Origin of the sequence: Gemmiger formicilis (assembly GCF_024462815.1) — a bacterium.
Classification (GTDB): Bacteria; Bacillota; Clostridia; order Oscillospirales; family Ruminococcaceae; genus Gemmiger.
Genome location: NZ_JANGCG010000002.1, coordinates 46,783 through 71,069, shown reverse-complemented (window position 1 = coordinate 71,069; position 24,287 = coordinate 46,783). Strand labels below are relative to the sequence as shown.

Genomic DNA, 24,287 nt, shown 5'->3' with positions numbered 1-24,287 from the left:
AGCAGCACTCCTGCGGGTTGTGTTTTTTATGGGGGTTACAGGTTCGTGTAGCCCATCAGCTTTTCATCCACCACGGCGGCGGTGTCGCGGCCCTCGCGCAGGGCCCAGACCACAAGGCTCTGGCCGCGGCGCATATCGCCGCAGGCAAACACCTTCGGGTCGGCGGTGGTGTATTTTACGTCTGCCACGGTGCCGCGCTTTGTCAGCTCAACGCCGAAAGCGTCCGCCACATAGCGCTCACAGCCAGTGAAGCCTGCCGCAATCAGCACAAGGTCGCAGTCCATGGTAAATTCCTCGCCGGTGGGGACCATCTGGCGGCGTCCGTCCACAACCTCGCTCTTGAGCTTGGCAATCAGCGCACCGCAGACCTGACCGGCCTCGTTCTTGTAGAACTCCTTCACGGTAGTCTGGTAGACACGGGGGTCGCTGCCGAACCTGGCAATGGCCTCCTGCTGGCCGTAGTCTGTTTTCAGCACGCGGGGCCACTCCGGCCAGTCATTGCCGGGAGCGCGGGTTTTGGGCGGGCAGGGCATCATTTCCAGCTGCAGTACACTCTCGCAGCCCTGGCGGATGGCTGTGCCCACGCAGTCATTGCCGGTATCGCCGCCGCCGATGACCAGCACCCGTTTGCCTGCGGCGGAGACAGCCTTGCCGTCCGCAAAGTGGGAGTCCAGCAGGCTGCGGGTCACGCTGGTCAGGTAATCCACGGCAAAATAGATACCCTGTGCGTCGCGCCCGGGGGCGGTGATGTCGCGGGCCTGTTTGGCACCGCAGCAGAGCACTACGGCATCATAGCGGGCCTTCAGCTCCTCGGCGCTGACCGTGCTGCCGACGTCGGCGTTAAAGACAAATTCAATGCCCTCGTCCTGCAGAATCTTCACCCGGCGGTCAATGACCCACTTTTCCAGCTTCATATTGGGGATGCCGTACATCAGCAGGCCGCCTGCGCGGTCGGCACGCTCGTAGATCGTCACGCGGTGGCCGCGCTTGTTCAGAAGGTCGGCCACCGAAAGCCCCGCGGGCCCCGCGCCGATAACCGCTACCGTTTTGCCGGTGCGGGCGGGCGGCGGCACGGCGTGGATGGCACCGCTTTCGTAGCCGTATTCCACGATGGCACGCTCGTTCTCCTTGACGGTCACCGGCTCGCCGGTGACGTTGCCGCAGGTGCAGGCGGCCTCGCACAGGGCGGGGCAGACCCGGCTGGTAAATTCCGGGTAACGGTTGGTGGCAATCAGCCGACGCACGGCCAAATCCCACTTGCCCTGATAGACTAGGTCATTCCATTCCGGAATCAGGTTATTCAGCGGGCAGCCGCTGAACATACCGCCCAGCTGGACGCCACTCTGGCAGAAGGGGACGCCGCAGTCCATGCAGCGTGCGCCCTGGGCCTGCTGCTCGTCCGTCTGTAGCGGAATATGAAACTCGTTGAAATTCTGAATACGCTCCTCGGGCGGCAGCTCCATGCTGGTCTGCCGCGCAAGCTCGATAAATCCTGTCGGTTTGCCCATTGTACTCTGCCTCCCTTACTTTGCGTTTTTCATGGCATAGAATGCTTCCATCTGCGCCTGCTCGCTGTCCTCGCCCTTTTCTTCCATCTGGGCAATCAGTCGCAGCATCTTGTCATAGTCATGAGGCAGAACCTTCTTGAACTTGGGCAGATACTCGCTGAAATTATCCAGAATTTCCTTGCCGCGGGGCGAGCCGGTCAGCTCCACGTGCTCACGGATAAGGTCCTTCAGCAGCGATACATCGTACTTGTGCTCCACCGGCTCCAGACTGACCATATCCTTGTTGACGCGCTGGTAGAAGTCCCAGTCCTCGTCCAGAACATAGGCAATGCCGCCGCTCATACCGGCCGCAAAGTTTTTGCCGCTCTTGCCAAGTACAACCACCGTGCCGCCGGTCATATACTCACAGCCGTGGTCGCCAACGCCCTCCACAACGGCCACGCCGCCAGAGTTGCGCACGCAGAAACGCTCGCCCGCAACGCCGTTGATGAATGCCTTGCCGCCGGTGGCACCGTACAGTGCCACGTTGCCGATGACGATATTCTCGCTGCGGTCAAAAGCGGCCTCCTTCGGCGGGTAGACGATGAGCTTGCCGCCCGAAAGGCCCTTGCCCAGATAGTCATTGGCATCGCCCACCAGCTCCAGCGTCAGCCCCTGCGGGATGAACGCGCCGAAGCTCTGCCCGCCGTAGCCGTGGCAGATTACGTGGAAGGTGTCCTCCGGCAGGGTGTTGCCGAACTTGGCGGTGATTTCACTGCCGAAAATCGTGCCGAAGGCGCGGTCAGTGTTGCCCACATCCAGCGTGACGGTGGCAGGCTTTGGCTCGGCCATATCAAAGCTCTTTTTGAACTTCTTCATCAGCACGCGCATATCGGGGGTCTTTTCCAGCTGGAAGTTGTAGACGTCCTTCGGGTTGAAGTGCACGTTGGAGTTTTCCACCAGCGGGTTCTGCAGCAGGGCGGAGAGGTCCATCTCGCTGGCGCGGGAGCCTGCGGGCGCGGCCTTGACCTTCAGCAGGTCGGTGCGGCCCACCAGCTCCTCCACGGTGCGCACGCCCAGACGGGCCATATACTCCCGCAGCTCCTGCGCCATAAAGCGCATAAAGTTGATGATGTACTCCGGCTTGCCCTTGAACCGCTTGCGCAGCTCAGGGTTCTGGGTGCAGATACCCATCGGGCAGGTGTCCAGATTGCAGACGCGCATCATCACGCAGCCCATTGCCACCAGTGGCCCGGTGCCGAAGCCGAATTCTTCAGCACCCAGCAGGGCGGCAATGGCCACGTCGCGGCCACTCATCAGCTTGCTGTCGGCCTCAATGCGCACGCGGCTGCGCAGGCCGTTCATAATCAGGCACTGGTGTGCCTCGGCAATGCCCAGCTCCCACGGCAGGCCTGCGTTGTGGATGGAGTTGCGAGGCGCAGCGCCCGTGCCGCCGTCAAAGCCGGAAATCAGGATGACCTCCGCGCCGGCCTTGGCCACACCGGCGGCAATCGTGCCGACACCGGCCTCGCTGACGAGCTTGACATTGATAGCGGCCTTGCGGTTGGCGCACTTCAGGTCGTAAATCAGCTGGGCCAGATCCTCGATGGAGTAGATATCGTGGTGGGGCGGGGGAGAGATAAGGCCCACGCCGGTGGTGGAGTTGCGGGTCTTGGCAACCCACGGATACACCTTGCCGCCGGGCAGCTGACCGCCCTCGCCGGGCTTGGCACCCTGCGCCATTTTAATCTGAATCTCGCTGGCGGAAACCAGATACTTGCTGGTCACGCCGAAGCGGGCGGATGCCACCTGCTTGATGGCGGAGTTGCGCTCGGTGCCGAAGCGGTCCTCGGCCTCGCCGCCCTCGCCAGTGTTGGACTTGCCGCCCAGCCGGTTCATCGCAATGGCCATGCACTCGTGAGCTTCCTCAGACAGGGCACCGTAGCTCATGGCAGCGGTCTTGAACCGCTTCACGATGGAGTCTACGCTCTCGACCTCGTCCAGCGGCACGCCCTCGGCGGGGTAGTTGAAGTCCAGCAGGCTGCGCAGATGCATGGCATCGCCGTTTTCGTTGGCGGCTGCGGCGGTGTACTGCTTGAAGGTATCGTAATTGCCGGTCCAGCAGGCCTGCTGCAGCAGATGAATTGTCTGCGGGTTATAGAGGTGCTGTTCGGCTGCGGGGCCGCCGCGGAACTTGTGCGCGCCCAGGCTGGGCAGCTCCCGGTTGATGTCCAGACCCAGCGGGTCAAAGGCCTCCTGATGGCGGGCCTCCAGATCCTTCTGGATATCCTGAATCGTGATGCCGCCCACGCGGGACACGGTGTTCGTGAAGTATTTGTCCACAACCTCCTTGCTGATGCCCAGCGCCTCAAAAATCTGGCTGCCCGCGTAGGACTGAATCGTGGAAATGCCCATCTTGGAGGCAATCTTCACAATGCCCGCCAGCACGGCCTTGTTGTAGTCCTGCACGGCGGCATAGTAATCCTTATCCAGCAAACCGTCCGAGATAAGCTCCCCGATGGTCTCCTGTGCGAGGTACGGGTTGATAGCTGCCGCGCCATAGCCCAGCAGAGTGGCGAAGTCGTGCACGAGACGCGGCTCGCCACTTTCAAGAATCAGCGCCATAGCGGTGCGCTTGCGGGTGCGGACCAGATACTTGCTGACTGCGCCCACGGCCAGCAGGCTGGGGATGGCCACGTGGTACTCGTCAATGTCACGGTCGGAGAGAATCAGGATGTTGGCACCATCGCGGTAGGCGCGGTCGACATCGACAAACAGGCGGTCGATGGCCTTCTCCAGATCGGTGTTTTTGTAATAGCAGATGGAAAGCGTGACCACCTTGAAGCCGGGCACATCCATCGCCTTGATTTTCAGCAAATCGGTCTCGGTCAGAATCGGGTTGTCAATCTTCAGCACCTTGCAGTTGTCGGCGCCCTCCTCCAGCAAGTTGCCCTGTGCGCCGACATAGACGGTGGTAGAGGTGACAATCTTCTCGCGCAGGGCGTCAATCGGCGGGTTCGTGACCTGCGCAAACATCTGCTTGAAATACTCGCTCAAGGAGGGGCGGGTGTGGCTCAGCACGGCCAGCGGGGTGTCGGCCCCCATCGCACCGGCGGGCTCGCCGCCGTTCTTGGCCATCGGCAGGATAATCGTGGAGACATCCTCGTACCGGTAGCCGAAGGCCTTCTGCAGCTGGACAAGCTGCTGCTTTGTGTAGCTGGGAATTTTCTTGTTGGGCACCTTCAGGCTGGAAAGCGCCACCAGATTGCGGTCCAGCCACTCGCCGTAGGGCTGGCGGCTGGCGTAGTCGGCCTTGAGCTTTTCATCGTCGACCAGCTCACCCTTGACCGTGTCCACCAGCAGCATCTTGCCGGGGCGCAGGCGGTCCTTGCGGACGACATCCTCGGCGGGAATATCCAGCACGCCGACCTCACTGGAAAGAATCAGGCGGCCGTCCTTGGTGATGTAGTAGCGGCTGGGGCGCAGACCATTGCGATCCAGCACCGCGCCCATCACATCGCCGTCACTGAACAGGATGCTGGCGGGGCCGTCCCACGGCTCTAGCATTGTGGCGTAATACTGGTAGAAATCCCGCTTTTTGGGGTCCATCGACTTGTTGTTGTCCCACGGCTCGGGAATCGTGACCATAACGGCCAGCGGCAGCTCCATGCCGTTCATAACCATAAATTCCAGCGTGTTGTCCAGCTGGGCGGAGTCCGAGCCGCCCTGATTGACGATGGGCAGAACTTTCGTCATATCGTCCTTTAAATAGCTGGAGCCGATGGTCTCCTCGCGGGCCAGCATGGTATCCACGTTGCCGCGGATGGTGTTGATTTCGCCGTTGTGCAAAATGAAGCGGTTGGGGTGGGCGCGGTTCCAGCTGGGGGCCGTGTTGGTGGAGAAACGGCTGTGCACCATGCCGATGGCGGATTCATAGTCGGCGTCCTGCAAATCGGGGTAGAAGAGACGCAACTCCTTGACTAGGAACATACCTTTATAAACGATGGTGCGGCTGGACAGGCTGCAGACGTAGGTGTCTGGGCTGGACTGCTCAAACACGCGGCGCACCACGTAGAGGCGGCGGTCAAAGGCAATGCCGGGCGCCATGCGCTGGGGTTTGCCCACAAAGCCCTGCCAGATGCTGGGCATACAGGCAATGGCCTTGTGGCCCAGCACCTCGGGGCAGGTGGGAACCTCGCGCCAGCCTAAGAAGGGCAAGCCCTCCTTTTTGCAGACGATCTCAAACAGCTTTTTGGCCTGGTTGCGCTTGAGCTCATCCTGCGGGAAAAAGAACATACCAATGCCGTATTCGCGCTCTGCGCCCAAGGTCAGCCCCAGCTCAGCGGCCACCTTCTGGAAGAATTTGTCGCTGATCTGCGTCAGGATGCCGACACCATCACCGGTCTTGCCCTCCGCATCCTTGCCGGCGCGGTGCTCCAGATGCTCGACAATCTGCAAAGCGTCGTCGATGGTCTTGTGGCTCTTGCGTCCTTTGATGTCCACCACCGCACCGATGCCGCAGTTGTCATGCTCAAACTGCGGGCTGTACAGCCCGGCGGGGGACTTGCGCTCGGTAAAATTTTCCATACCTCGTTTGCTCCTTTCCCACTCCTGCCTTTCCGCGCAGTATCGCACATTTTCTGCACGGAACAGGGTAAACAAAAAAGACGTTCCCTAAGGGCACACAGGCCCCTTGTGGGAACGTCTTTGTTCTTGCTTGCATCATAGCATAGATGCAGCCGCTTTACAATGCTGAAGCAAAAGATTTTACGGAAATTAAGCAAAAAAGCTCTGAAAATTAAATCCGAAAGGCGAAAACTTAATAAAATTAAGCTGTCTTTTCCTCGTTCTGCTTTTTCAACTCCACCAGAATCTCCGCCAGCAGCTCCTCCTGCGTGGGGGCGGCAGGGGCGGCAGGCGCCTCCTCGGCAGGCTTTTCATGCTTGCCCACCTCCATCAGCTTGTTCATGGCCTTGACGATGCAGAACAGCACAAAGGCCATAATCAGGAAGTTGATGACCGCCGTGATAAAGGCACCGTACTTGAAAACCAGCTTGCCATCGCCGAAAACATCCCACATCATGGCGTCAAAGTTGACCTTGCCCAGGATGCCCAGAATGGGGCTGATGAGGTTATCGGTCAGGGATGTGACCAGCGTGGAGAATGCGCCGCCGATGATGACACCGATGGCCATATCCATCATGTTGCCCTTTAGGGCAAACGCCTTGAATTCCTCAAAGAACTTTTTCATAAGTAGCACCTCCTCAAAAAATAAAGACGCTGTGTACGCCTTACTTCTTCAGCAGCTTAGCCACAGTCTGGGCGGCGTTGTCCAGATACTCTCCGGCAAAGACCTCAATCATACCGGCGTCGGCCTCCTTGGCCAGCTCGGGGTCAATGGGCATCTTGGCCAGCACAGGCAGCTGGTACTTGGCGGCAATCTCGTCCACGTGGCTGTCGCCAAAGACGTTGATGTGCTTGCCGCAGTCAGGGCACTGGACATAGCTCATATTCTCGACCAGACCCAGAATGGGCACGTGCATCATCTGGGCCATCTGCACGGCCTTGCCGACAATCATACCGACAAGCTCCTGCGGGCTGGACACAATGACAATGCCGTCCACCGGCAGGGTCTGGAACACGGTCAGCGGCACATCGCCGGTTCCCGGAGGCATATCGACAAACAGGAAATCAACATCCCACACAACCTCCTGCCAGAACTGCTTGACAGCGCCCGCAATGACGGGGCCGCGCCAGACCACAGGGGCCTCGGGGTCCTCGAGCAGCAGGTTGATGCTCATAATCTCAATGCCGGTGCGGCTGGTGACCGGGTTGATGCTCTCGCCGTCACCGGTGGCGGGACCCTTCACGCCGAACAGGCGGGGGATGGAAGGGCCGGTGATGTCGGCGTCCAGCACGCCGGCCTTAAAGCCAAGGCGGCGCATCGAGACGGCCAGCATGGCGCTGGTCATACTTTTGCCAACGCCGCCCTTGCCGGAAACAACGCCGATGACCTTTTGGATACGGCTTCTTGCGTGCGGCGGCTCATGCTGCGGCGCACGGTGATCGCAGTTGGAATGGCAGCTGCTGCAATCATGGGTACAGGCTTCACTCATGGTAACTATGCTCCTTTAAAAAAATCGCTCTTTTTCCAGTTTACCAAAAATCGCGGCATAATGCAAGACACTGGGGCAGGAAAGCGTACATTGGTGCAGAATTATGCCTGCCTGCAGCATACCGGCAGCGCGGCGGGCATATCCATCAGCAGGGGAAGGGGGCGGCGTATGAGCCAACGCAGAACGTATGTGCACAACGCGGCGCTGCTTACCGGGGCGGGGCTGGTACTGCGTGTGCTGGGTATGGGCTTCCGGGTGGTGCTGGCGGCGGCGCTGGGCAGCGAGGGGATGGGGCTGTACCAGCTGATTCTGGCGCTGTATATGGTGTTTGTCTCCTTTGCCACGGCGGGCGTCAATGTGGCCTCGGCGCGCTTGGCCGCCCAGAGCCTTGCCCGCGGCAACGGTATGGCCGAAACGCTGCGCGGGCTTGTGTTTACGGCGCTGTGCTTCGGCGCGGCGGCCATGCTGGCCCAGAGCGTGCTGGCCGGGCCGTGTGCGCGGCTTTTGCTGCATGACGCCCGTGCCGAGACCGCGCTGCTGATTCTGGCACCCAGTCTGCCGTTTATGGCGGTGTCGGGGGCGGTGCGGGGGTGCTTTCTGGCGGCGCGGCGGGTGCAGCCCAACATTACCGCGCAGCTGATTGAACAGCTGGTGCGGATGGCGGTGGCCGTGGCCGGGCTGCGGGCACTGGCCGGGTGGGGTGCCGGGTATGGCTGCGCCGCGGTGCTGCTCGGCAATACCGTCAGCGAGGCGGTCTCCTGCGGGATTATGCTGGCCTTTGCCGCCCGCACGCCGGAATTTGCCCCGCGCCCCGGCGGGGCGCTGCACCCCTACACCCAAAAGGAACTGAACGAAATCCTCTGGCCGGTGGAGGGCAGCCGCCTGCTGGCCAGTGCCTTACAGGCGGCAGAGAGCAGTCTGATACCCTACACGCTGGCGCTGTACACCGGCAGTCGTGCCGAGGCCGTGGCCCAGTACGGCGCGCTGAAGGGGATGGCGCTGCCGTTGCTGTTCTTTCCGTTTTCGGTGCTGGGGGCGCTGTCCGGCCTGCTGATGCCGGAAATCACCCGCACCCACACCAAGGGGGACACCGCTGCCACCCGCCGCCTTGTCTATACGATGCTGCGCCTGACCGGCGGGTTTTCGCTGCTGGCCGGGGCGGGCTTTGTGCTGCTGGGCCGCCCGCTGGCGCAGTACCTCTATCAGGATGCCGATGTGGGCCGGTATGTGCAGGTGCTGGGCTTTGTGGCACCGTTTATGTATCTGGAAAGCATGGTGGACGGTGTGCTGAAGGGGCTGGGGGAGCAGCTGGCGAGCTTCCGCTATTCGCTGCTGGACTCCGCCCTGCGCATTACGGCCATCTGGCTGCTGCTGCCCCGGTACGGTATGGCGGGCTTTCTGGGCGTGATGATTGCCTCCAACCTACTGACCTTCGGGCTGAATCTGTGCCGGATGCTGAAAACGCTGAACAAAAAAGCAGCCTGAACGGCTGCTTGGAAGGGTGATATATGGGAAAAAGGAAAACGGCATACCCGGCAAGGCCGGCCCTCATCCGGCGCTGCGCGCCACCTTCTCCCGCGGGAGAAGGCATGGCGTCCCCAACGCCCCGCAAGGCTGGTGGGTGGCTTATGTCACAGGGTCTCCCCGCTGACCAGGCCATTCCACAGGCGGTAATACACGCCCTGCTTTGCCAGCAGCTCCTCGTGGCTGCCCTCCTCCTCAATGCCGTCGCGGCCAAGCACCAGAATGCGGTCGGCGTTCTTGATGGTGGTCAGGCGGTGGGCAATCGTCAGGGTGGTGCGGCCCTTCGCCAGCTTGTCAAGGCTCTGGCCAACCAGAATCTCGCTCTCGTTGTCAAGGGCGCTGGTGGCCTCGTCCAGCAGCAGAAGGCGCGGGTTCTTCAAAAATACGCGTGCAATCGCAATCCGCTGCTTCTGCCCGCCGGAGAGCTTGACGCCGCGCTCGCCCACGTAGGTGTCATAGCCGTCCTTCAGCGCACGGACAAAGGCGTCGGCCCCGGCCAGCCGGGCGGCCTCCTCAATCTCGGCGCGGGTGGCACCGGGGCGGCCGTAGGCAATGTTCTCGGCCACTGTGCCGCTGAACAGGTAGACATCCTGCTGCACCACGCCGATGGCCTCCCGCAGGCTGTGCAGCGTCACGCCGCGCACATCCTGCCCGTCAATCAGGATCCTGCCGCCGGTCACATCATAAAAGCGGGGGATCAGGTTGCACAGCGTGGTCTTGCCGCCGCCGGACGGCCCCACCAGTGCCACATTCTCGCCGGGGCGGATGTGCAGATCGACGTGGCGCAGCACCTTGTTGTGGTCATCGGGGTATTCAAAGCTGACGTCCTCAAAGTCAATGGCGCCCTCGGTGACGGCCAGCGGCCTGGCATCGGGCACATCGGCAATGGCAATGGGCGTGTCCATAATTTCGGCAAAGCGCTCAATGCCGGTCATACCGCGCTGGAACTGCTCGGCAAATTCGACAATGCGGCGGATGGTGGCAATCAGCGTGGAGACGTAGAGCACATACGCCACCAGATCGCCCGCGCTGATAGCTCCGTATACCAGCGAAAGACCGCCCGCCAGAATGACAACAAAGTACATCAGTCCGTCAAAAAGGCGGGTGGAGGTGTTGAACGCGGCCATGGCATGGTAGCCAAGGGTCTTGATTTCCTCAAAGTCGCGGTTGCCCTTTTCAAATTTGGCACGCTCCAAATCTTCGGCGGCGAAGGCCTTGACTACGCGCTGGCCCAGCAGGCTGTCCTCAATCGAAGCGTTCAGCTCGCCAATCTGGAACCGCTGCTGGCGGAAGCGCTCGCGCAGGCGATGGTTCAGCCTGACCGAGACAACCCCCATCAGCGGCACGCAGGCAAAGACGATCACCGTCAGCGGCACATTGGCCTGACAGAGAATTACAAACGATGCAGCGATTTTTATGCCCGCGATGAAGAACTCTTCCGGGCAGTGGTGGGCAAACTCGGTCACATCAAACAGGTCATTGGTGATGCGGCCCATAATCTGGCCGACCTTTGTATTGTTATAATAAGTGTGGTCAAGCCGCAGCAGATGGTCAAAGGCGTCGCGGCGCATATCGGTCTCGATATGCACGCCCATGATATGCCCGGTGCCGGACATAAAGTAGCTGGCCGCGCTGTCAATGACGCGCAGTACAAAGTAGAGCGCCGCCAACTTCAGCACGGTGTCCACGGTCAGCGCGGCCGCTGTGACGGTGTTGGTGAGGGTGCTCATAATTTTAGGCAGTGCAATATCGCAGAGAGTCGTCAGCGCGGCGCAGAACAAATCAAACGCCAGCACGGCGCGGTATTTGACCATATAGGGCAGAAAACGGCGTATCAAAGCGCTGTTTTTAGGGCGCTGGGCAGGGAAGTCAGACATTGGGTACCTCTTTTTCTTTTATGTGTGCAGGGTTATTCGCTGGGGGTCTGCTGTGCGGACGGATCTACGTATTTTGTTTCCTCGCACAGAGAGCAGGTGTAGATAATTCTGGCGGGTGTGTCGGCTGTTGCGTCCTCATGGCCGGTTTCAACCCAACGGTGATGGGCGGCGCAGTACTCGGTTTTGGTTTCGCCGCAGCCGCTGCATTGGTAGGTCTTTTCGCCTTCCTGCACACAGGTGGAGGTATCTTCGATAAGCTTGAAGTTGTGTTCGTGCGGTGTGGGGGAGGGTTCCTGCGTGGGGGCAGCAGTAGGCGTGGCTGTAGGAGGCACAGGCGTAGATGTTTCGGGCACAGGCGATGGTGTCGGGGACGGTGTGGGTGTGGCTTGAATTTCCTCCTTTTTTATCTCATTGCAGCCCTCGCGTTTGCAGGTGTAGATGATTTCATTGCCCTCGCGCCGGCCCTCGTCCCAGTCATGGCCCAGCGCGGGAATATCTTTCTCAAGGATGTCGCCGCAAATCTTGCACTCGTACTTTGCAACGCCGTCCTTCAGGCAGGTGGGGTCGGTCCGGGCGTCTTCTATCTCCACGTAATCGTGGTCATGCTTGCCGACCTTGAAATGTGCCGTCAGCACTACGCCGCCTGCGTCGGCGTTCTGCGGCATGGTGAAGGTGATGGTGGCATCATTGAAGGTGCCGCCCGAGCTGATGGTCCAGCCGTCAAAGACAAAGCCTTCGTCGGGGACGGCGGTCACGGCGCTGGCTGTGCCGCCCTTCTTGACCAGCTGGCTGGTTGTGCCGGACAACTTGCCGCCCTTCTCGGTCACAAATTCCAGCGGGACCTTTGCACCGCGCACGGCAATCGGGTCCTTGGTGATGAGGTTGGCGGGCACGCCGTCCGGCTGGGGCAGGGTGCCCAGCGGCTGGGGGCGGCGGTCCTCGGTGATATAGGCGTGGGTGCGCACATAGGTAAAATACGCTGTGACGGCGGTTTTGGACAGGTGCACGCCGTCGGAAAGGGTGTAATCGGCCTTGGCCCAGCCGGTGGTGTTATCGCGCAGAACCTCGGCGCTGTTCAGGAACTTGTAGCCGTTTTCCTCGCACATCTGCACCAGTGCGGCGTTGTAGGCGTCCACCTGTGTCATGGTCAGGTTGGTGTTTTCCCGCTGCTTGTCCAGCGGCGGAATGGCGCTGACGATGATATCGCAGTAGGGCCACGCGGCTTCAATCGCTTTGAGCCCCTGCAGATAGGTGGTTATGTAGTTGGTGGCATCCGTGGACGAGCCGCCGAGGTTGTTGGTGCCGTAGCAGATGATGATACGGCGCGGCTTGAGCATGGCCACGGCCTCCGGCACGGTGTACATGGTGGAGGAACCCTTGAATTTTTCGCATTTCAGCGTGGTGATGGCTCCCGCGCCCATGCTGACAACGCCGATGCTGTTGCCGATGGCGGTAAAGGGGGTGTCGGTTTCATCGGCGTACATTGTATAGCGCACCGTGTTGGAGTCGCCGATGAACAGGGTTTCATCCGTGTAGCTGCGCCCGGCATCCTCCGTCTGGGGCAGCACCGTGCCGACCTCCGCCGCAGTAGGCTGGGCGGTGGTGGCCGCCGTGGGCTGCGGCGTGGCGGTGATCGAGGCGGTTTCGGCGGTGGCAGAGGCGGGCAGCTCGTCCGTTTTGTTTTTACAGCCGGTCAGGCCGAGCATGAGCACTGCAGCCAGCAAAGCAGCCTGCCGCCGTGCGCGGAAAAAGGGCAGATTCATGCGTTACACCACTTTTCATAGAATACGATAAGCCTATCATACACCATTTTGCCCTGCCGTGCAAACGAATCCTGCAGGATTTACAATTTTATCGAAAAACGATAAAAAATACTTGCAAAACGATATGGCTTGTGGTATACTGCAACCAACACAAAGCGGCAGAGCTGCCGCAAAGGGAGGCCGTTATGAAGAATCTCTGGGATGACCGCAAAAGCATCACGCTGACCCGCATTGTGGTGGCGCTGGCCATTGCGGGCAGTATTATTATGACAGTGTGCGGGCCGCGGCTGGTGCGCTGGATGGTAACCGCCCACACTCTGCCCGCCGCCAGTGGGCCGGTGCTGCTGGGCATGGGGTACCTCTGCGCGGTGCTGGCGCTGGTTATGCTTTGCACGCTGTATCGGTTCCTGCGCCGCATTGAGCAGGGGGAAATCTTTGTAGCCCGGAACGTTGCGGCCCTGCGGAGCATCAGCTGGTGCTGTGTGGGCGCGGCGTTCATCTGCCTGCCAGCGGGTGTGTTCATCTATCTGCCGTTTGCCTTTCTGGCGGTGGCGGCCGGGTTTATGGCGCTCATTGTCCGGGTGTTGAAAAACGCCTTTGCGCAGGCCGTCCGCATGAAGGACGAGCTGGACTACACCGTGTAAGGGAGGCAGAAAAATGCCCATCGTGGTCAATCTGGATGTGATGATGGCCCGCCGCCACAAGGGCGCGGGGGAGCTGGCGGAGGAAATCGGCATTACCCCGGCAAATCTTTCCATCTTAAAGAACAACAAGGCCAAGGCAGTGCGGTTCTCTACCTTGGAGGCTCTGTGTAAGGCGCTGGACTGCCAGCCTGCAGATATTCTGGAATACGTGCCGGAGGAAAAGCCATGACGCTGTATGCAATTCTGATGTACCCGCTGGCGTATCTGTACATCCGCGGGGTGCTGCTGCCGCCGTGGTATTCGGACTGGGGGATGCCGATTTTCGCCGCTCTCTTTATTCTATATACCGACCTCGCCGCTCGGGCGGCCCACCGCACCGCCGCCCGGGAAACCCCGATCTGGGCCGGGTGCTGGCTGGCGCTGTCACTGGCGTACTCGCTGTTCGGCTACCAGCCGGATCCGCTGGGCACGTGGCAGTGGATGGCGTGGCACATTTTCGCCGTCTGGTATGTGCTGGCACGGTGCGGAATGCTGGCGCAGGGGCAGAGCGGCAGTCTGGTTTTTCTGGACGCTGTGGCGGGATTTTTTCGGCTGCCCTTCGGCAATTTCTTCCTGCGGGTGCGCACGGTGTTTTCTGCGCTGAAAACTGGCCTGCATGGCCGCATCAAAGTCCGTAAGGCGCTGCGCGTGCTGGCTACGGTGGCACTGACGCTGGCGCTCTGCGGTACGGCGTGGGGCTTGCTGGCCGCCGCCGATACCAACTTTGCGGCACTGGGCCAAAGTGTGGCCGACTGGTGGAACAGCCTGCTCAATAATATAAAATTTATCGATACACTGATGTATATTATACTGTCGCTGCCGGTGGGCGCGTGGCTGTACGGGCTGGTGTTCGGCGCACTGCGCCGAACCGAACCGCCCACAACGGCGGCCCAATGTACCGCTGCGCTGGAACACGCCCGCATTGTGCCGCGCAGTACGGCAACGGTAGCGGTAGCCGCGCTCTGCGGTGTTTACGCGCTGTTCTTCGCCGTGCAGGCAGGGGAGTGGTTCGCCGCCGCGCCCCTGGGGTTAAGCGCTCCGGACGCCGCTGCCTTTGCGGTGGACGGCTTCTGGGAGCTGCAAAAAATTCTGCTGCTCAACTTCGGCGTGCTGGCGGGTGTGCATTTTCTGGGCCGCGCACCGCTGCCCAAAGCGCTGGCCGCGGTGTTCTGCGGCTTCGGGCTGGCGTTTGCTGCGCTGGCGGCGGGCAAGCTGGCGGTCTATGTCGTCCTCTACGGCCTGACGCCCCGGCGAGTCATCGCGGGGTGGTTCCTCGGCGTGTTGGCGGTCTGGTGCGTGCTGGCGCTGGTGCGGGTGTTCAGGCCGATTCCGGCGGCAAAGCTCGCTATTTTTGCGGCGGCGGTCAGCTTTACACTGCTCTGCTGCGTGAATGTAAAACAGCGTGTCATCGACGTGAATCTGGCCCGCTATGAGGCCGGAATTGACGAAACCCTCGACTGGGGTGTGCTGTGGGAATGTGGGTATGAAGGAGAGCCGTTTTCCCGGTGATGGATGGTGCCAACGCAAGGCCGCCCCTCATCCGGGCATGCCCGGCCCCTACAACACAAATAAAACAGGGGTTCCCGTTTTGCCGGGAACCCCTGCTGCTCTATATTATGCTTTTTTGAAGCCGACACTCTGCATAAATCTCACGAATGCGGCCTGACCCTGCGCGTCCTGCTTGAACACACCGGCGTTTTCCAGCACGTGGCTGAAGACGGTGCCAATCTCAGCTTTCACGGCCTTGTTGGCGTCCTGCGGCTTCATGTCGGTGCCGTACTTGGCAATCAGCTCGTCAATCCAGTCGGCGTGCACGGCCAGTGCGTCGCCGGGCTGGCGGCTGGTGTTGGGGCGCTGGCCCGCCAGAATTTCAGCAATCTGTGCGCCCTGGTCCTTCAGGCGGGCGGGCAGGATGGCCAGACCCATGACCTCAATCAGGCCAATGTTTTCCTTTTTAATATTGTGGTATTCCTTGTGCGGGTGGAAGATGCCGTCGGGGAACTCCTCACTGGTGCGGTTGTTGCGCAGAGCAAGGTCAAGGATGAAGCCCTCGGTCTCGTCATAGTGCAGGATCGGCGTCACGGTGTTGTGGGGCGTGCCGTCGGTCTCGGCCAGAATCCCGACGCTCTCATCGGTGTAGCTGCGCCATGCCGTCAGAATATTGTTGGCCACAATCTGCAGTTGCTGGCTGCTGCGGCCCACCAGCCGCACGGCAGAGACAGGCCAGTTCAGAATACCGGCCTTGACGCCCGGATAGCGGATATCCGCCATGGGCACGGCAACGCTTGCCTTCTGCATCGGGAACACATACTGCCCGCCCTGGAAATGGCTGTGGCTCAGGATGCTGCCGCCCACAATGGGCAAATCGGCGTTGGAGCCGCAGGTGTAATGGGGGAACTGCGCCACAAAGTCGAAAATCTCGGCCAGCGTCTGCTTGTTCATCTCCATCGGCTTGTGCTGCTCGTGCAGCATGATGCAGTGCTCATGGAAGTAGGCGTAGGGGCTGTACTGCAGATAGAACTGCTCGCCCGCCAGCGTGATGGGCACAATGCGGTGGGTCTGCCGTGCCGGGAAGTTGATACGCCCAGCGTAACCGATGTTCTCCTTGCAGAGCATACAGGCCGGGTAGCCGGATTTCGGCTGCAGGCGCTCCAGCGCGATGGTCTTGGGGTCTTTCTCGGGCTTGGTCAGGTTGATGGTGATTTCCAGCTCGCCATAGGGGGTGGCGGTGTTCCACTGGATGTTCTTGGCAATCTGCGCGGTGCGGATGTAGTTGGCGTCCACGCAGAGCTGATAGAACCAGTCGGTGGCAGCCTTGGCACCCTGCTTGCGGTAGAGCTTCTGGAACTTCTTGCAGACCTCGCTCTCGCGGGGCATCAGGGCACCCATCAGGCGGGTCTCAAAGTTGATGCGGTACTGGTTGACTGCACCGTCAAACAGCTCCTTCTGGGCGGCCAGCTCCACCATCTCATCCAGCAGGGCGGCAGGGGAGGCAAGGTTCTCCTTCGGCAGCTTGGCCTCGCTGGGGGCGGTCAGAGCCAGCGTGTCCAGCAGGGTGTTGCGTGCCACCAGAATGTCCAAATCCTTAATCAGCTTGTGTTTGCGGCCAAAGCGCAGCAGGCGCTCCACGTCCAGCGCCAGACGTGCGTCGCGCTGCTCCGGCGTCAGGGTCGTAATGTCCAGTTCATTCTTTGCCATAAGTACCCTCCTGTAGCGGTGTGTGTTGTGTTCTGTTATATTAACCATACCGCCTTTTGCCTCCGCTTTCCATAGCGTTGTGTGCCAGTCTTTTGCAATTTTCAACCAAAGAGTCCCTTGCCCGCGTGAAAATTTTGTCCCTGTTGTCATTGTCGCATAGGAATGGCCCGGTGTCAAGCGGGGAGGACGGAAACACCGCCCTGTAGGGGCCGGGCACGCCCGGCCCGGTCGCTTGCCGCAAGCGGAAGCTGATGGGCAACCACCCCGGGCGGAGCAGAGCCCCGCCCTACGGGCAACTCAAAAACGCAAGCGGCCCTGCGTGAAATTGCTCACACAGGGCCGCTTGTTTCATCTTACTTCTTCAAATCGCTGAACAGGTCCTTCTGGTAGACGCCGTCCGCTACCAGCTTGGCAAAGCTGTCAATGACAGTCTGCTTGTCCTCGGCGTAGGTGACGCCGAACCACTTGTCATGGGTGGGCAGCACCTTGACGCTGACCTTGCCCGCGTGGAGCAGCTCATCAATGTAGATGGGCAGCAGATACTCGGCCTTCAGCGGGTTGGCGGGCTCGGCCTTCTCAAAGAACTCCACAAAGCCGGCGTCCAGCAGATCCACGAACTCGGGGGTCAGCGCCCACATATTCATCGAAACCAGACTGTTAATGTCGATGTCCTTGCCGCCTGCAGCCGCGCCGTCAGCGGTCTTTTCAATGCCGCTGGTCTCCAGCACGCCGGTCAGGTAGTGGGCGTCATTCATCTGGCAGATGCCGCGGGTCACGGCGCCGTTATCGCTCAGGGTGTTCTTCAGCACAAAGCCGGCCATGCTTAGGTCGCCGGGCTTCTCCGGCGTGTAGCCCTGCAGGAAGCTGTGCAGCTGGACAAAGGCCTCCTTGCCGTAGTAGTCATCGGCGTTGATGACGGCAAACGGCTCCTTGATGATGCCCTTGCAGGCCAGCACGGCCTGGCCGGTGCCCCACGGCTTGGAACGGCCCTCCGGCACGGCGAAGCCCTCCGGCACGTTCTCCAGCGCCTGGAAGGCGTAATCAATCTCAACGCCCAGTTCGGCGCAGATTTTCTCAATGCGGTCGCCGATGGCTTCCTTGAAGGCATCCTCAATGTCGTGGCGGATGATAAAGACGATCTTGTCAAACCCGGCCTCGATGGCATCGTGGATGGAGTAATCCATAATGATTTCGCCGTTCGGGCCGACAGCCGCCAGCTGCTTGATGCCGCCGCCGAAGCGGGAGCCGATGCCTGCGGCCATGATAACCAATGCAGTTTTCATAATTTCCTCCTACATATACACCATGCGGTGTGATAGCCTCTTTTATTCCGGGTGCGCTTAGTACCCGGTCATTGCCATAGCGTACTGCACAAAGCTGGGCCCGGCCAGATTGATGACCAGCGAGGCCAGCAGCAGCATAATGCCGTAGTAGAGCAGTGCGGCGGGCAGGCAGGTGCCGCCCTTCTGCAGCAGGGCATCCGTGCGGGCGTTGCCTTCCGGGTAGTCGGTGCAGATTTTATCAATGTTTTTCTTGGCGTGGTTGCGGTAGAGATAGACCGAGAACAGCCCCAGCAGGATTTTGACAATCCATGCGGCAATCGCGCAGACGTCCGCCGCAACGGGAACCCAGCCCAGCGGCATGGCACCGAACAGGGAAGGGTTGAAGGTGGCCACGATGGCGATGAGGGAGGGCAGACTCAGCACAACGGTCAGCACGGCGGTCAGCAGGCCCTCCTTCCACATCTTGCGGTAGAGCAGATACGCCGGGCCAAAGAGGAAGGCGGACAGACTGACCGCCACCTTCTGTTTCGTCAGGCTCATGCGGAAGAACTGCATCAGGTAGTACATCGGGCTGCGGCCCACATAGGCGGCCCAGTCCTTGGCCTTGATGCCGTCAATGGTGTCCTCGGGGCCGATTTCGCGGCGGTAGATGCCGCCGTCTGCCCCTGTGCCGTAGGCGTCTATGTGTGGTCCGGGCTCGGTGCGATCCTTGCTGTGCACGGCGGGGTCGCGGGCATAGATGGGCACGGACTTTTCATCCTCGGCCTTGGCGTCCTCAGCGCCGGTGCTCTTGGGCAGGGGGCAGCCGCAGTGGCTGCACCGCGCCGCGCCCGGCGTGTTGTGGGTGCCGCAGTTGGGGCAGGTGGCCTCGTGGGCGGCCTGTTCGGCCTCAGGGCCGACCTCGGGCTTCCATTCAAACCCGGCGGCGTGCTCGGATTTGTGCATACAGGCCCCAACCTTCTGCCAGCAGGCCCGGTGGTAGGGCGTGCCGCAGTCGGGGCAAACGACGATATCATCCTCGTCGGTAAATGCCTGTTCGCAGACAGGGCAGTGGTTTCCTGTGTAACGTGTCATTGTGTACTGGTATTTCCTTTCCGTAACATAAAGCCATTATACCGCATCAAATGGATAAATGCAAATAAACCGATACATTTTAAATTTTTCTTTACAACTTCCGGGAATTGTCTTATAATGCTACTATGTAGTTTTATGCCAACTTATGTGTGACGAGGGAAAAATATATGATTACCATTGACGAACTGAAAGCAAAGCTCGGCGGTATGAAAACCGCCGTGGACGACCTGCGGGATGCCCTGGCCATCGAAGCCAGCGAGAAGCGTCTGGCCGAGCTGGAGCACCAGATGACGATGCCCGGCTTCTACGATGACCAGGCCCGCAGCCAGAAAATCATCAGCGAGATGGGCGAGGTCAAGAACAAGCTCGAGCGCTTCGGCAAGCTGTCCACCCAGTATGAGGAGGCCGAGACCCTGCTGCTCATGATTGAGGAGGAGAATGACCCCTCTCTGGCAGCCGAGGGTGAGGAGGCTGTCGAGGGCGTGGAGAAGGCCATCGATGAGCTGCAGCTCATGACGATGCTGAACGGCGAGTATGACCACAACAACGCCATCCTGACCTTCCACGCAGGCACCGGCGGCACCGAGGCGCAGGACTGGGCCGAGATGCTCTACCGTATGTACACCCGCTGGGCCGAAGCCCACGGCTACAGCGTGGAGGTGCTGGACGTGCTGGACGGCGATGAGGCCGGCATCAAGTCCGCCTCCATGATGGTGAAGGGCCCCAACGCCTACGGTATGCTCAAGAGTGAGCACGGTGTCCACCGTCTGGTGCGCATCAGCCCCTTTGACGCCAACGCCCGCCGCCAGACCAGCTTCTCCAGCCTGGAGGTTATGCCCGAGCTGGACAACAACATCAACATTGAAATCAACCCCGCCGATATTGAAATGCAGGTCTACCGTTCCTCCGGTGCCGGTGGCCAGCACATCAACAAGACTTCTTCTGCCGTCCGCCTGATTCACAAGCCCACCGGCATTGTGACCAGCTGCCAGACCCAGCGCAGCCAGCTGCAGAACCGTGAGTACGCCATGGAGATGATGAAGGCCAAGCTGTACCAGATTGCCCTGCAGCAGCACAAGGACAAGATTGACGATATCAAGGGCGTGCAGAACGAGATTGCCTGGGGCCACCAGATTCGCAGCTATGTCTTTATGCCCTACACGCTGGTCAAGGACCACCGCACCAACTACGAGAGCGGCAACGTGCAGGCCGTTATGGACGGCGATCTGGACGGCTTCATCTACGCCTACCTGAAAGCAAGCTCCCGCGGCGAGCTGCAGGATGTCTGATATGGAGGACCGTTTTATCCGGCTGTCTGTCTCGCTGGCGCGGCTGCAGAAGGTCATTCAGCGCATCAAGGCCAGCGGTATGAGCCGCATTGAGCTGAAGGCCGGCCACACGCTGGTGCTCTGCACGCTGGCCGCCGCACCCGAGGGGTACCGCTTCTCGGAGCTGACCGACCGCTGTGATTTGGACCCGGCGATGATTTCCCGCGTGCTGGCGGATTTGGTCCGCTGTGAGCTGGTGGAAAAGCAGGGCCAGCCCGGCAAGTATAACGCTATCTACCTGCTGACCGATGCAGGCCGCGACCGCGCTGTGCGGGTAAGGGCCGTGGTGGCCGATGTGTCGCGCCGCGCAGACGAGGGAATAGACCCCGCCGAGCTGGCTACCTTTTATAAGGTTCTTGACCGGCTGACCCGGAATCTGGAGGCCGTGGACGCCGACCCGGCGGAGGCCTTTGAGCCATTGGAGCGCGACTAAAACAGAATCATACAAAACCGCCCGACTGCCCAAAAAAGCAGTCGGGCGCTTGTTTTGTTCATAGTTGATGGGTATACTTGCAATAATGCGGAGAGATAAATCGTTTGTATGGATAGGCTGCCCCTACAACTTACCCAATTCCACCCGAAAGGAGTTTCCTCTATGGCATCCATCACCGGCCTGACCGCTGCCGAGGTCGAAGCGCGCCGTGCGGCGGGCCAGACAAACCGGCCGCCTCAATCCCAGACCAGAACCACCGGGGAGATTGTGCGGGACAATATCTGTACCTATTTCAATCTGGTGTTTCTGGTGCTGGCGGTCATGCTGGCGCTGGTGCACTCGTGGCTCAATATGGGGTTTCTGGGGATTGTGTTCTGGAACACCCTCATCGGCATTGTGCAGCAGCTGCGCGCCAAAAAGACCATCGACAAGCTGACGCTGGTTTCTGCGCGGAAGGTGCGCTGCCTGCGGGACGGTAAGTGGTGCGCCGTGCTGTCCGATGATTTGGTCAAGGATGATGTGGTGGAATTTGGCGCGGGCGACCAGATTGTGGCGGATGCCGTGGTGGTGGACGGCAGTGCGCAGGCCAATGAATCGCTCATCACCGGCGAGGCCCGGGCGGTGCCGAAGGAGCGCGGCGCAGAGCTGCGCTCGGGCAGCTTCCTGATGGCGGGGCGCTGCACGGCGCGGTTGACCCACGTGGGAGCCGAGAGCTATGCCAGCAAGCTGACCGCCGAGGCGCAGGCCAACGGCCACAAGGTAGCCCGCGGCGAGATGATGCGCAGCTTGGATAAGCTGATAAAATTCATCGGCGTGGCGCTGATTCCGATTGGCGCGGTGTTGATTTGGAAGCAGCACTGGGTGCTGGGGCTCACGATGAAGGAGACCGTGGATTCCACGGTTGCCGCCCTGATTGGTATGATACCGGAGGGGCTCTATCTGCTGACCAGCGTGGCGCTGGCGGTGAGCATGATGCGGCTGGCCCGCCGCAAGGTGCTGACCCGGGATATGAACTGCATCGAGACGCTGGCCCGGGTGGATGTGCTCTGCGTGGACAAGACCGGCACGATTACCGAGAGCACGATGCAGGCCGATGACCCGCTGCCGCTGGCGGAAAATGCGCCTGTCAGCGAGATTCTGGCGGCTTTTTACGCGGGGGAGCAGCCCGACAACGACACGGGCCGCGCCCTGACAGCGCGCTTCGGGCAGGGGAGCACGCCGTGGCTTGCGGTGCGCAGCATCCCCTTCAACACGGCGTACAAGTACAGCGCCAAGGACTTTGGGGCGCATGGGTGCTATGTGGTCGGCGCGCCGGATGTGCTGGCCGGAAGCCGGGCGGCGGAATTTGCCGATGTGCTTTCTCCGCTGCTGGCACAGGGCCGCCGCGTGCTGCTGCTGGCCCAGTACAACACGGCACTGCCGAACCCGCCCGCCGCACTGGACGCAGCGCAGCTTGAATTTCTGGCGCTGCTGCCGGTGCAGAACCGCATCCGGGAGAACGCCCCCAAGACCTTCCGCTATTTCGCCAAGCAGGGGGTGGCTGTCAAGGTTATCTCGGGCGATGACCCGCAGGCGGTCAGCCATGTGGCGGCTAACGCGGGCATTGCCGGGGCGGAACGCTGGGTGGATGCCGCAACGCTGCGCAGTGAGAAGGCGCTGGCCGAGGCGGCAGAGACCTGCACGGTTTTTGGCCGTGTGACGCCGGAGCAGAAACGCCAGCTTGTGCACGCCCTGCAGCGCCGCGGTCACACGGTGGCCATGACCGGCGATGGCGTCAATGACGTGCTTGCCTTAAAAGACGCCGACTGCGGCATTGCAATGGCATCGGGCGCGCAGGCCGCCAGTCAGGTGGCCCAGCTGGTGCTGCTGGATTCCGACTTTGCCGCACTGCCCGGTGTTGTGGCCGAGGGGCGGCGGGTTATCAACAACATTCAGCGCTCGGCCTCGCTGTTTCTGGTCAAGAATATCTTTTCCTTCCTGCTCAGTATTGTGGCACTGGCGCTGCCGTTGGCCTATCCGTTCCAGCCGCTGCAGCTGTCTCTGGTGACGTTTGCCACCATCGGTGCACCGGCGTTCTTTCTGGCGTTGGAGCCGAACCATGAGCTGGTGCGGGGGCGCTTCCTGCGCAATGTGCTGCGCGCCGCGCTGCCCGGCGGGATGACGGATTTCCTGCTGGTGTTCTGCGTGCAGGGCTTCGGCCATGCCTTTGACATTCCCTCCGAGATGGTGGGAACCATCTGCACCTTTGTGATTCTGTGCGTGGGCCTGCAAGTTTTGTGGGGCGTGTGTATTCCGTTCACGCCGCTGCACTGGGGCATCTGGGGCACCATGACCGTGGTGGGTGTCGGCGGGGCTGTTCTGCTGGCCCGCTGGCTGCCGCTGGTGCAGCTGGATCTGGGCGGCACGCTGGTGCTGGTGGTTATGCTGGCCCTCAGTGCTCCCACGTTGGCCGGGCTCACCTTTATGGGTGAACGCCTGCAAAGCATGGCGAATGACTGGAAAAACAGAAAAAAGCGTAAGAAGGCATAAAAAATCCATCCGCACAACCATGCGGATGGATTTTTTGGTGAAATGGGATGCGTGCTCCGTATGGAGGCTGCCCGGAAACGGTTACGCAGTAGGGGCGGGGCTTTGCTCCGCCCGCCGCCTTCCCGCAACCGGTATTTGCCGGGAAAGCACCTTATTTCTTCAGCTCGGTTTCCAGCTCCGGCAAATCCTCGCGGATGAACATAAAGCAGAGGCTGACCACCAGCAGCGCACAGGAAAGCCAGATGGTTTTTGCCCCGAACAGGGCGATGCACTGCGCGCCGACGCCTGCACCCAAGGCAAAAATGAAGATGATGGCAAAGTAATGCAGGGACTTCCACAGCAGCTGCTTATCGCGGGTATGCCCGAACGCGACCAGCGCGTCCATGCCGCTGCGCAGGTTGCCGATGCACATGGTGCTGGCAAAGGGGTAGCTGTGCACCTTGCGGAACGCCTGCACCTGCATGGCGCAGGAGAAGGATACCAGCGCATTGGCGGCCATATCCCATTCGGACGGGAAAAAGCCCACCGCAAACAGCATGGCAATCTCGGCCAGCAGCACCAGCTGCCGCCAGTGCACGCGCTTGGCCTGCCGCCAGCGCAGGCGGATGCACTCAGCCGCCGCTACGCCCAGCGCAAAGGAAAGCACTGGCACAAAATAGTGGCAGAACCGCGCCAGATCGCCCTCAAACAGGCTCTGGCTCATCAACACGATGTTGCCGGTCTGCGCATTGGCAAATACCTTGCCGCGCCCGATGTAGGTATAGGCGTCCTGCAGCCCGCCCGATGCCGACAAAAACATAACCGTGCGGAACGCCTCCGACATCTGGCCGCGGTGATGCTGCAATGAGCTTGACATAATTCTCCAACCCTCTTCATTCTTAATAATCCACTCGACATTATAGCGCAGGGGAAGGACGCTTGTAAAGCCGTGCGGTGACAGAACTGGTGATTTGTACCAAAGAAATCTCTTTGAATTTGTGCGGTATTGCCTA

Annotated in this window: 17 protein-coding genes; 7 read left to right on the top strand and 10 right to left on the bottom strand. The window is 60.6% G+C overall.

All coding sequences use genetic code 11. The features are described 5' to 3' along the window. Positions 1–35 precede the first annotated feature (35 nt). The 4 genes from NE623_RS02770 to NE623_RS02755 all read right to left on the bottom strand — a co-directional run bounded on the left by NE623_RS02770 (position 36) and on the right by NE623_RS02755 (position 7,603). A complete protein-coding gene (locus tag NE623_RS02770) occupies positions 36–1,508 on the bottom strand; it encodes a glutamate synthase subunit beta (RefSeq protein ID WP_256271778.1) in 1,473 nt (490 codons plus the stop codon). A 15-nt stretch (positions 1,509–1,523) separates the two neighbouring features. After that, a complete protein-coding gene (gene gltB, locus NE623_RS02765) occupies positions 1,524–6,074 on the bottom strand; it encodes a glutamate synthase large subunit (protein WP_256271779.1) in 4,551 nt (1,516 codons plus the stop codon). Positions 6,075–6,315: 241 nt separating this feature from the next. Then, positions 6,316–6,738, bottom strand: coding sequence for a large conductance mechanosensitive channel protein MscL (gene mscL / locus NE623_RS02760; RefSeq protein WP_256271780.1), 423 nt, complete (start codon positions 6,736–6,738; stop codon positions 6,316–6,318). A 40-nt stretch (positions 6,739–6,778) separates the two neighbouring features. Then, positions 6,779–7,603: an Mrp/NBP35 family ATP-binding protein gene (locus tag NE623_RS02755; protein WP_256271781.1), complete on the bottom strand. Its 825-nt coding sequence runs from the start codon at positions 7,601–7,603 to the stop codon at positions 6,779–6,781. A gap of 168 nt (positions 7,604–7,771) precedes the next feature. Between NE623_RS02755 and NE623_RS02750 the strand changes: the two genes are divergently transcribed. Continuing rightward, positions 7,772–9,088, top strand: coding sequence for an oligosaccharide flippase family protein (locus tag NE623_RS02750; protein WP_256271782.1), 1,317 nt, complete (start codon positions 7,772–7,774; stop codon positions 9,086–9,088). Positions 9,089–9,234: 146 nt separating this feature from the next. On the opposite strand, the gene NE623_RS02745 is transcribed toward NE623_RS02750, so the two are convergent. Then, positions 9,235–11,004 (bottom strand): ABC transporter ATP-binding protein, encoded by a 1,770-nt coding sequence (locus NE623_RS02745; protein WP_256271783.1) that lies wholly within the window; start codon positions 11,002–11,004, stop codon positions 9,235–9,237. A 32-nt stretch (positions 11,005–11,036) separates the two neighbouring features. Next, the gene (locus NE623_RS02740; protein ID WP_256271784.1) at positions 11,037–12,767 is read right to left on the bottom strand and encodes an SGNH/GDSL hydrolase family protein; all 1,731 of its coding nucleotides are present in this window, start codon (positions 12,765–12,767) and stop codon (positions 11,037–11,039) included. 185 nt (positions 12,768–12,952) lie between these two features. Here NE623_RS02740 and NE623_RS02735 point away from each other — a divergent pair, with 185 nt between their 5' ends. From NE623_RS02735 to NE623_RS02725, 3 genes are read left to right on the top strand one after another with little or no spacing between them, the layout of a single operon-like run. Beyond that, positions 12,953–13,411, top strand: coding sequence for a DUF2975 domain-containing protein (locus tag NE623_RS02735; protein ID WP_256271785.1), 459 nt, complete (start codon positions 12,953–12,955; stop codon positions 13,409–13,411). Positions 13,412–13,424: 13 nt separating this feature from the next. Beyond that, a complete protein-coding gene (locus tag NE623_RS02730; protein WP_256271786.1) occupies positions 13,425–13,640 on the top strand; it encodes a helix-turn-helix domain-containing protein in 216 nt (71 codons plus the stop codon). Then, positions 13,637–14,959 carry a DUF4153 domain-containing protein gene (locus NE623_RS02725; protein WP_256271787.1) on the top strand — a complete coding sequence of 441 codons (1,323 nt, stop codon included), beginning with the start codon at positions 13,637–13,639 and terminating at the stop codon, positions 14,957–14,959. The genes NE623_RS02730 and NE623_RS02725 overlap by 4 nt, the downstream gene beginning before the upstream one ends. A 105-nt stretch (positions 14,960–15,064) precedes the next feature. Here the strand turns inward: NE623_RS02725 and NE623_RS02720 are convergent, their stop codons facing one another. The 3 genes from NE623_RS02720 to NE623_RS02710 all read right to left on the bottom strand — a co-directional run bounded on the left by NE623_RS02720 (position 15,065) and on the right by NE623_RS02710 (position 19,005). Next, the gene (locus NE623_RS02720; RefSeq protein ID WP_256271788.1) at positions 15,065–16,648 is read right to left on the bottom strand and encodes a UDP-glucose--hexose-1-phosphate uridylyltransferase; all 1,584 of its coding nucleotides are present in this window, start codon (positions 16,646–16,648) and stop codon (positions 15,065–15,067) included. 353 nt (positions 16,649–17,001) lie between these two features. Then, positions 17,002–17,931: a nucleotidyltransferase family protein gene (locus NE623_RS02715; RefSeq protein WP_256271789.1), complete on the bottom strand. Its 930-nt coding sequence runs from the start codon at positions 17,929–17,931 to the stop codon at positions 17,002–17,004. A gap of 57 nt (positions 17,932–17,988) precedes the next feature. Then, positions 17,989–19,005, bottom strand: a complete 1,017-nt coding sequence (locus NE623_RS02710; protein WP_256271790.1) for an RING finger protein — start codon at positions 19,003–19,005, stop codon at positions 17,989–17,991. 167 nt (positions 19,006–19,172) lie between these two features. On the opposite strand from NE623_RS02710, the gene prfB reads away from it, so the two are divergent. The 3 genes from prfB to NE623_RS02695 all read left to right on the top strand — a co-directional run bounded on the left by prfB (position 19,173) and on the right by NE623_RS02695 (position 23,295). Then, positions 19,173–20,294 (top strand): peptide chain release factor 2, encoded by a 1,122-nt coding sequence (prfB, locus tag NE623_RS02705; RefSeq protein ID WP_256271791.1) that lies wholly within the window; start codon positions 19,173–19,175, stop codon positions 20,292–20,294. 1 nt (position 20,295) lies between these two features. Continuing rightward, entirely contained in the window at positions 20,296–20,766 is a 471-nt protein-coding gene (locus NE623_RS02700) for a MarR family winged helix-turn-helix transcriptional regulator (protein WP_256271792.1), read from the top strand. Between the two features lie 162 nt (positions 20,767–20,928). Continuing rightward, positions 20,929–23,295 carry an HAD-IC family P-type ATPase gene (locus NE623_RS02695; RefSeq protein ID WP_256271793.1) on the top strand — a complete coding sequence of 789 codons (2,367 nt, stop codon included), beginning with the start codon at positions 20,929–20,931 and terminating at the stop codon, positions 23,293–23,295. Positions 23,296–23,446: 151 nt separating this feature from the next. Here NE623_RS02695 and NE623_RS02690 read toward each other — a convergent pair whose 3' ends face one another. Continuing rightward, complete coding sequence (locus tag NE623_RS02690) at positions 23,447–24,151, bottom strand: YoaK family protein (RefSeq protein ID WP_256271794.1); 705 nt, start codon at positions 24,149–24,151, stop codon at positions 23,447–23,449. Positions 24,152–24,287 lie beyond the last annotated feature (136 nt).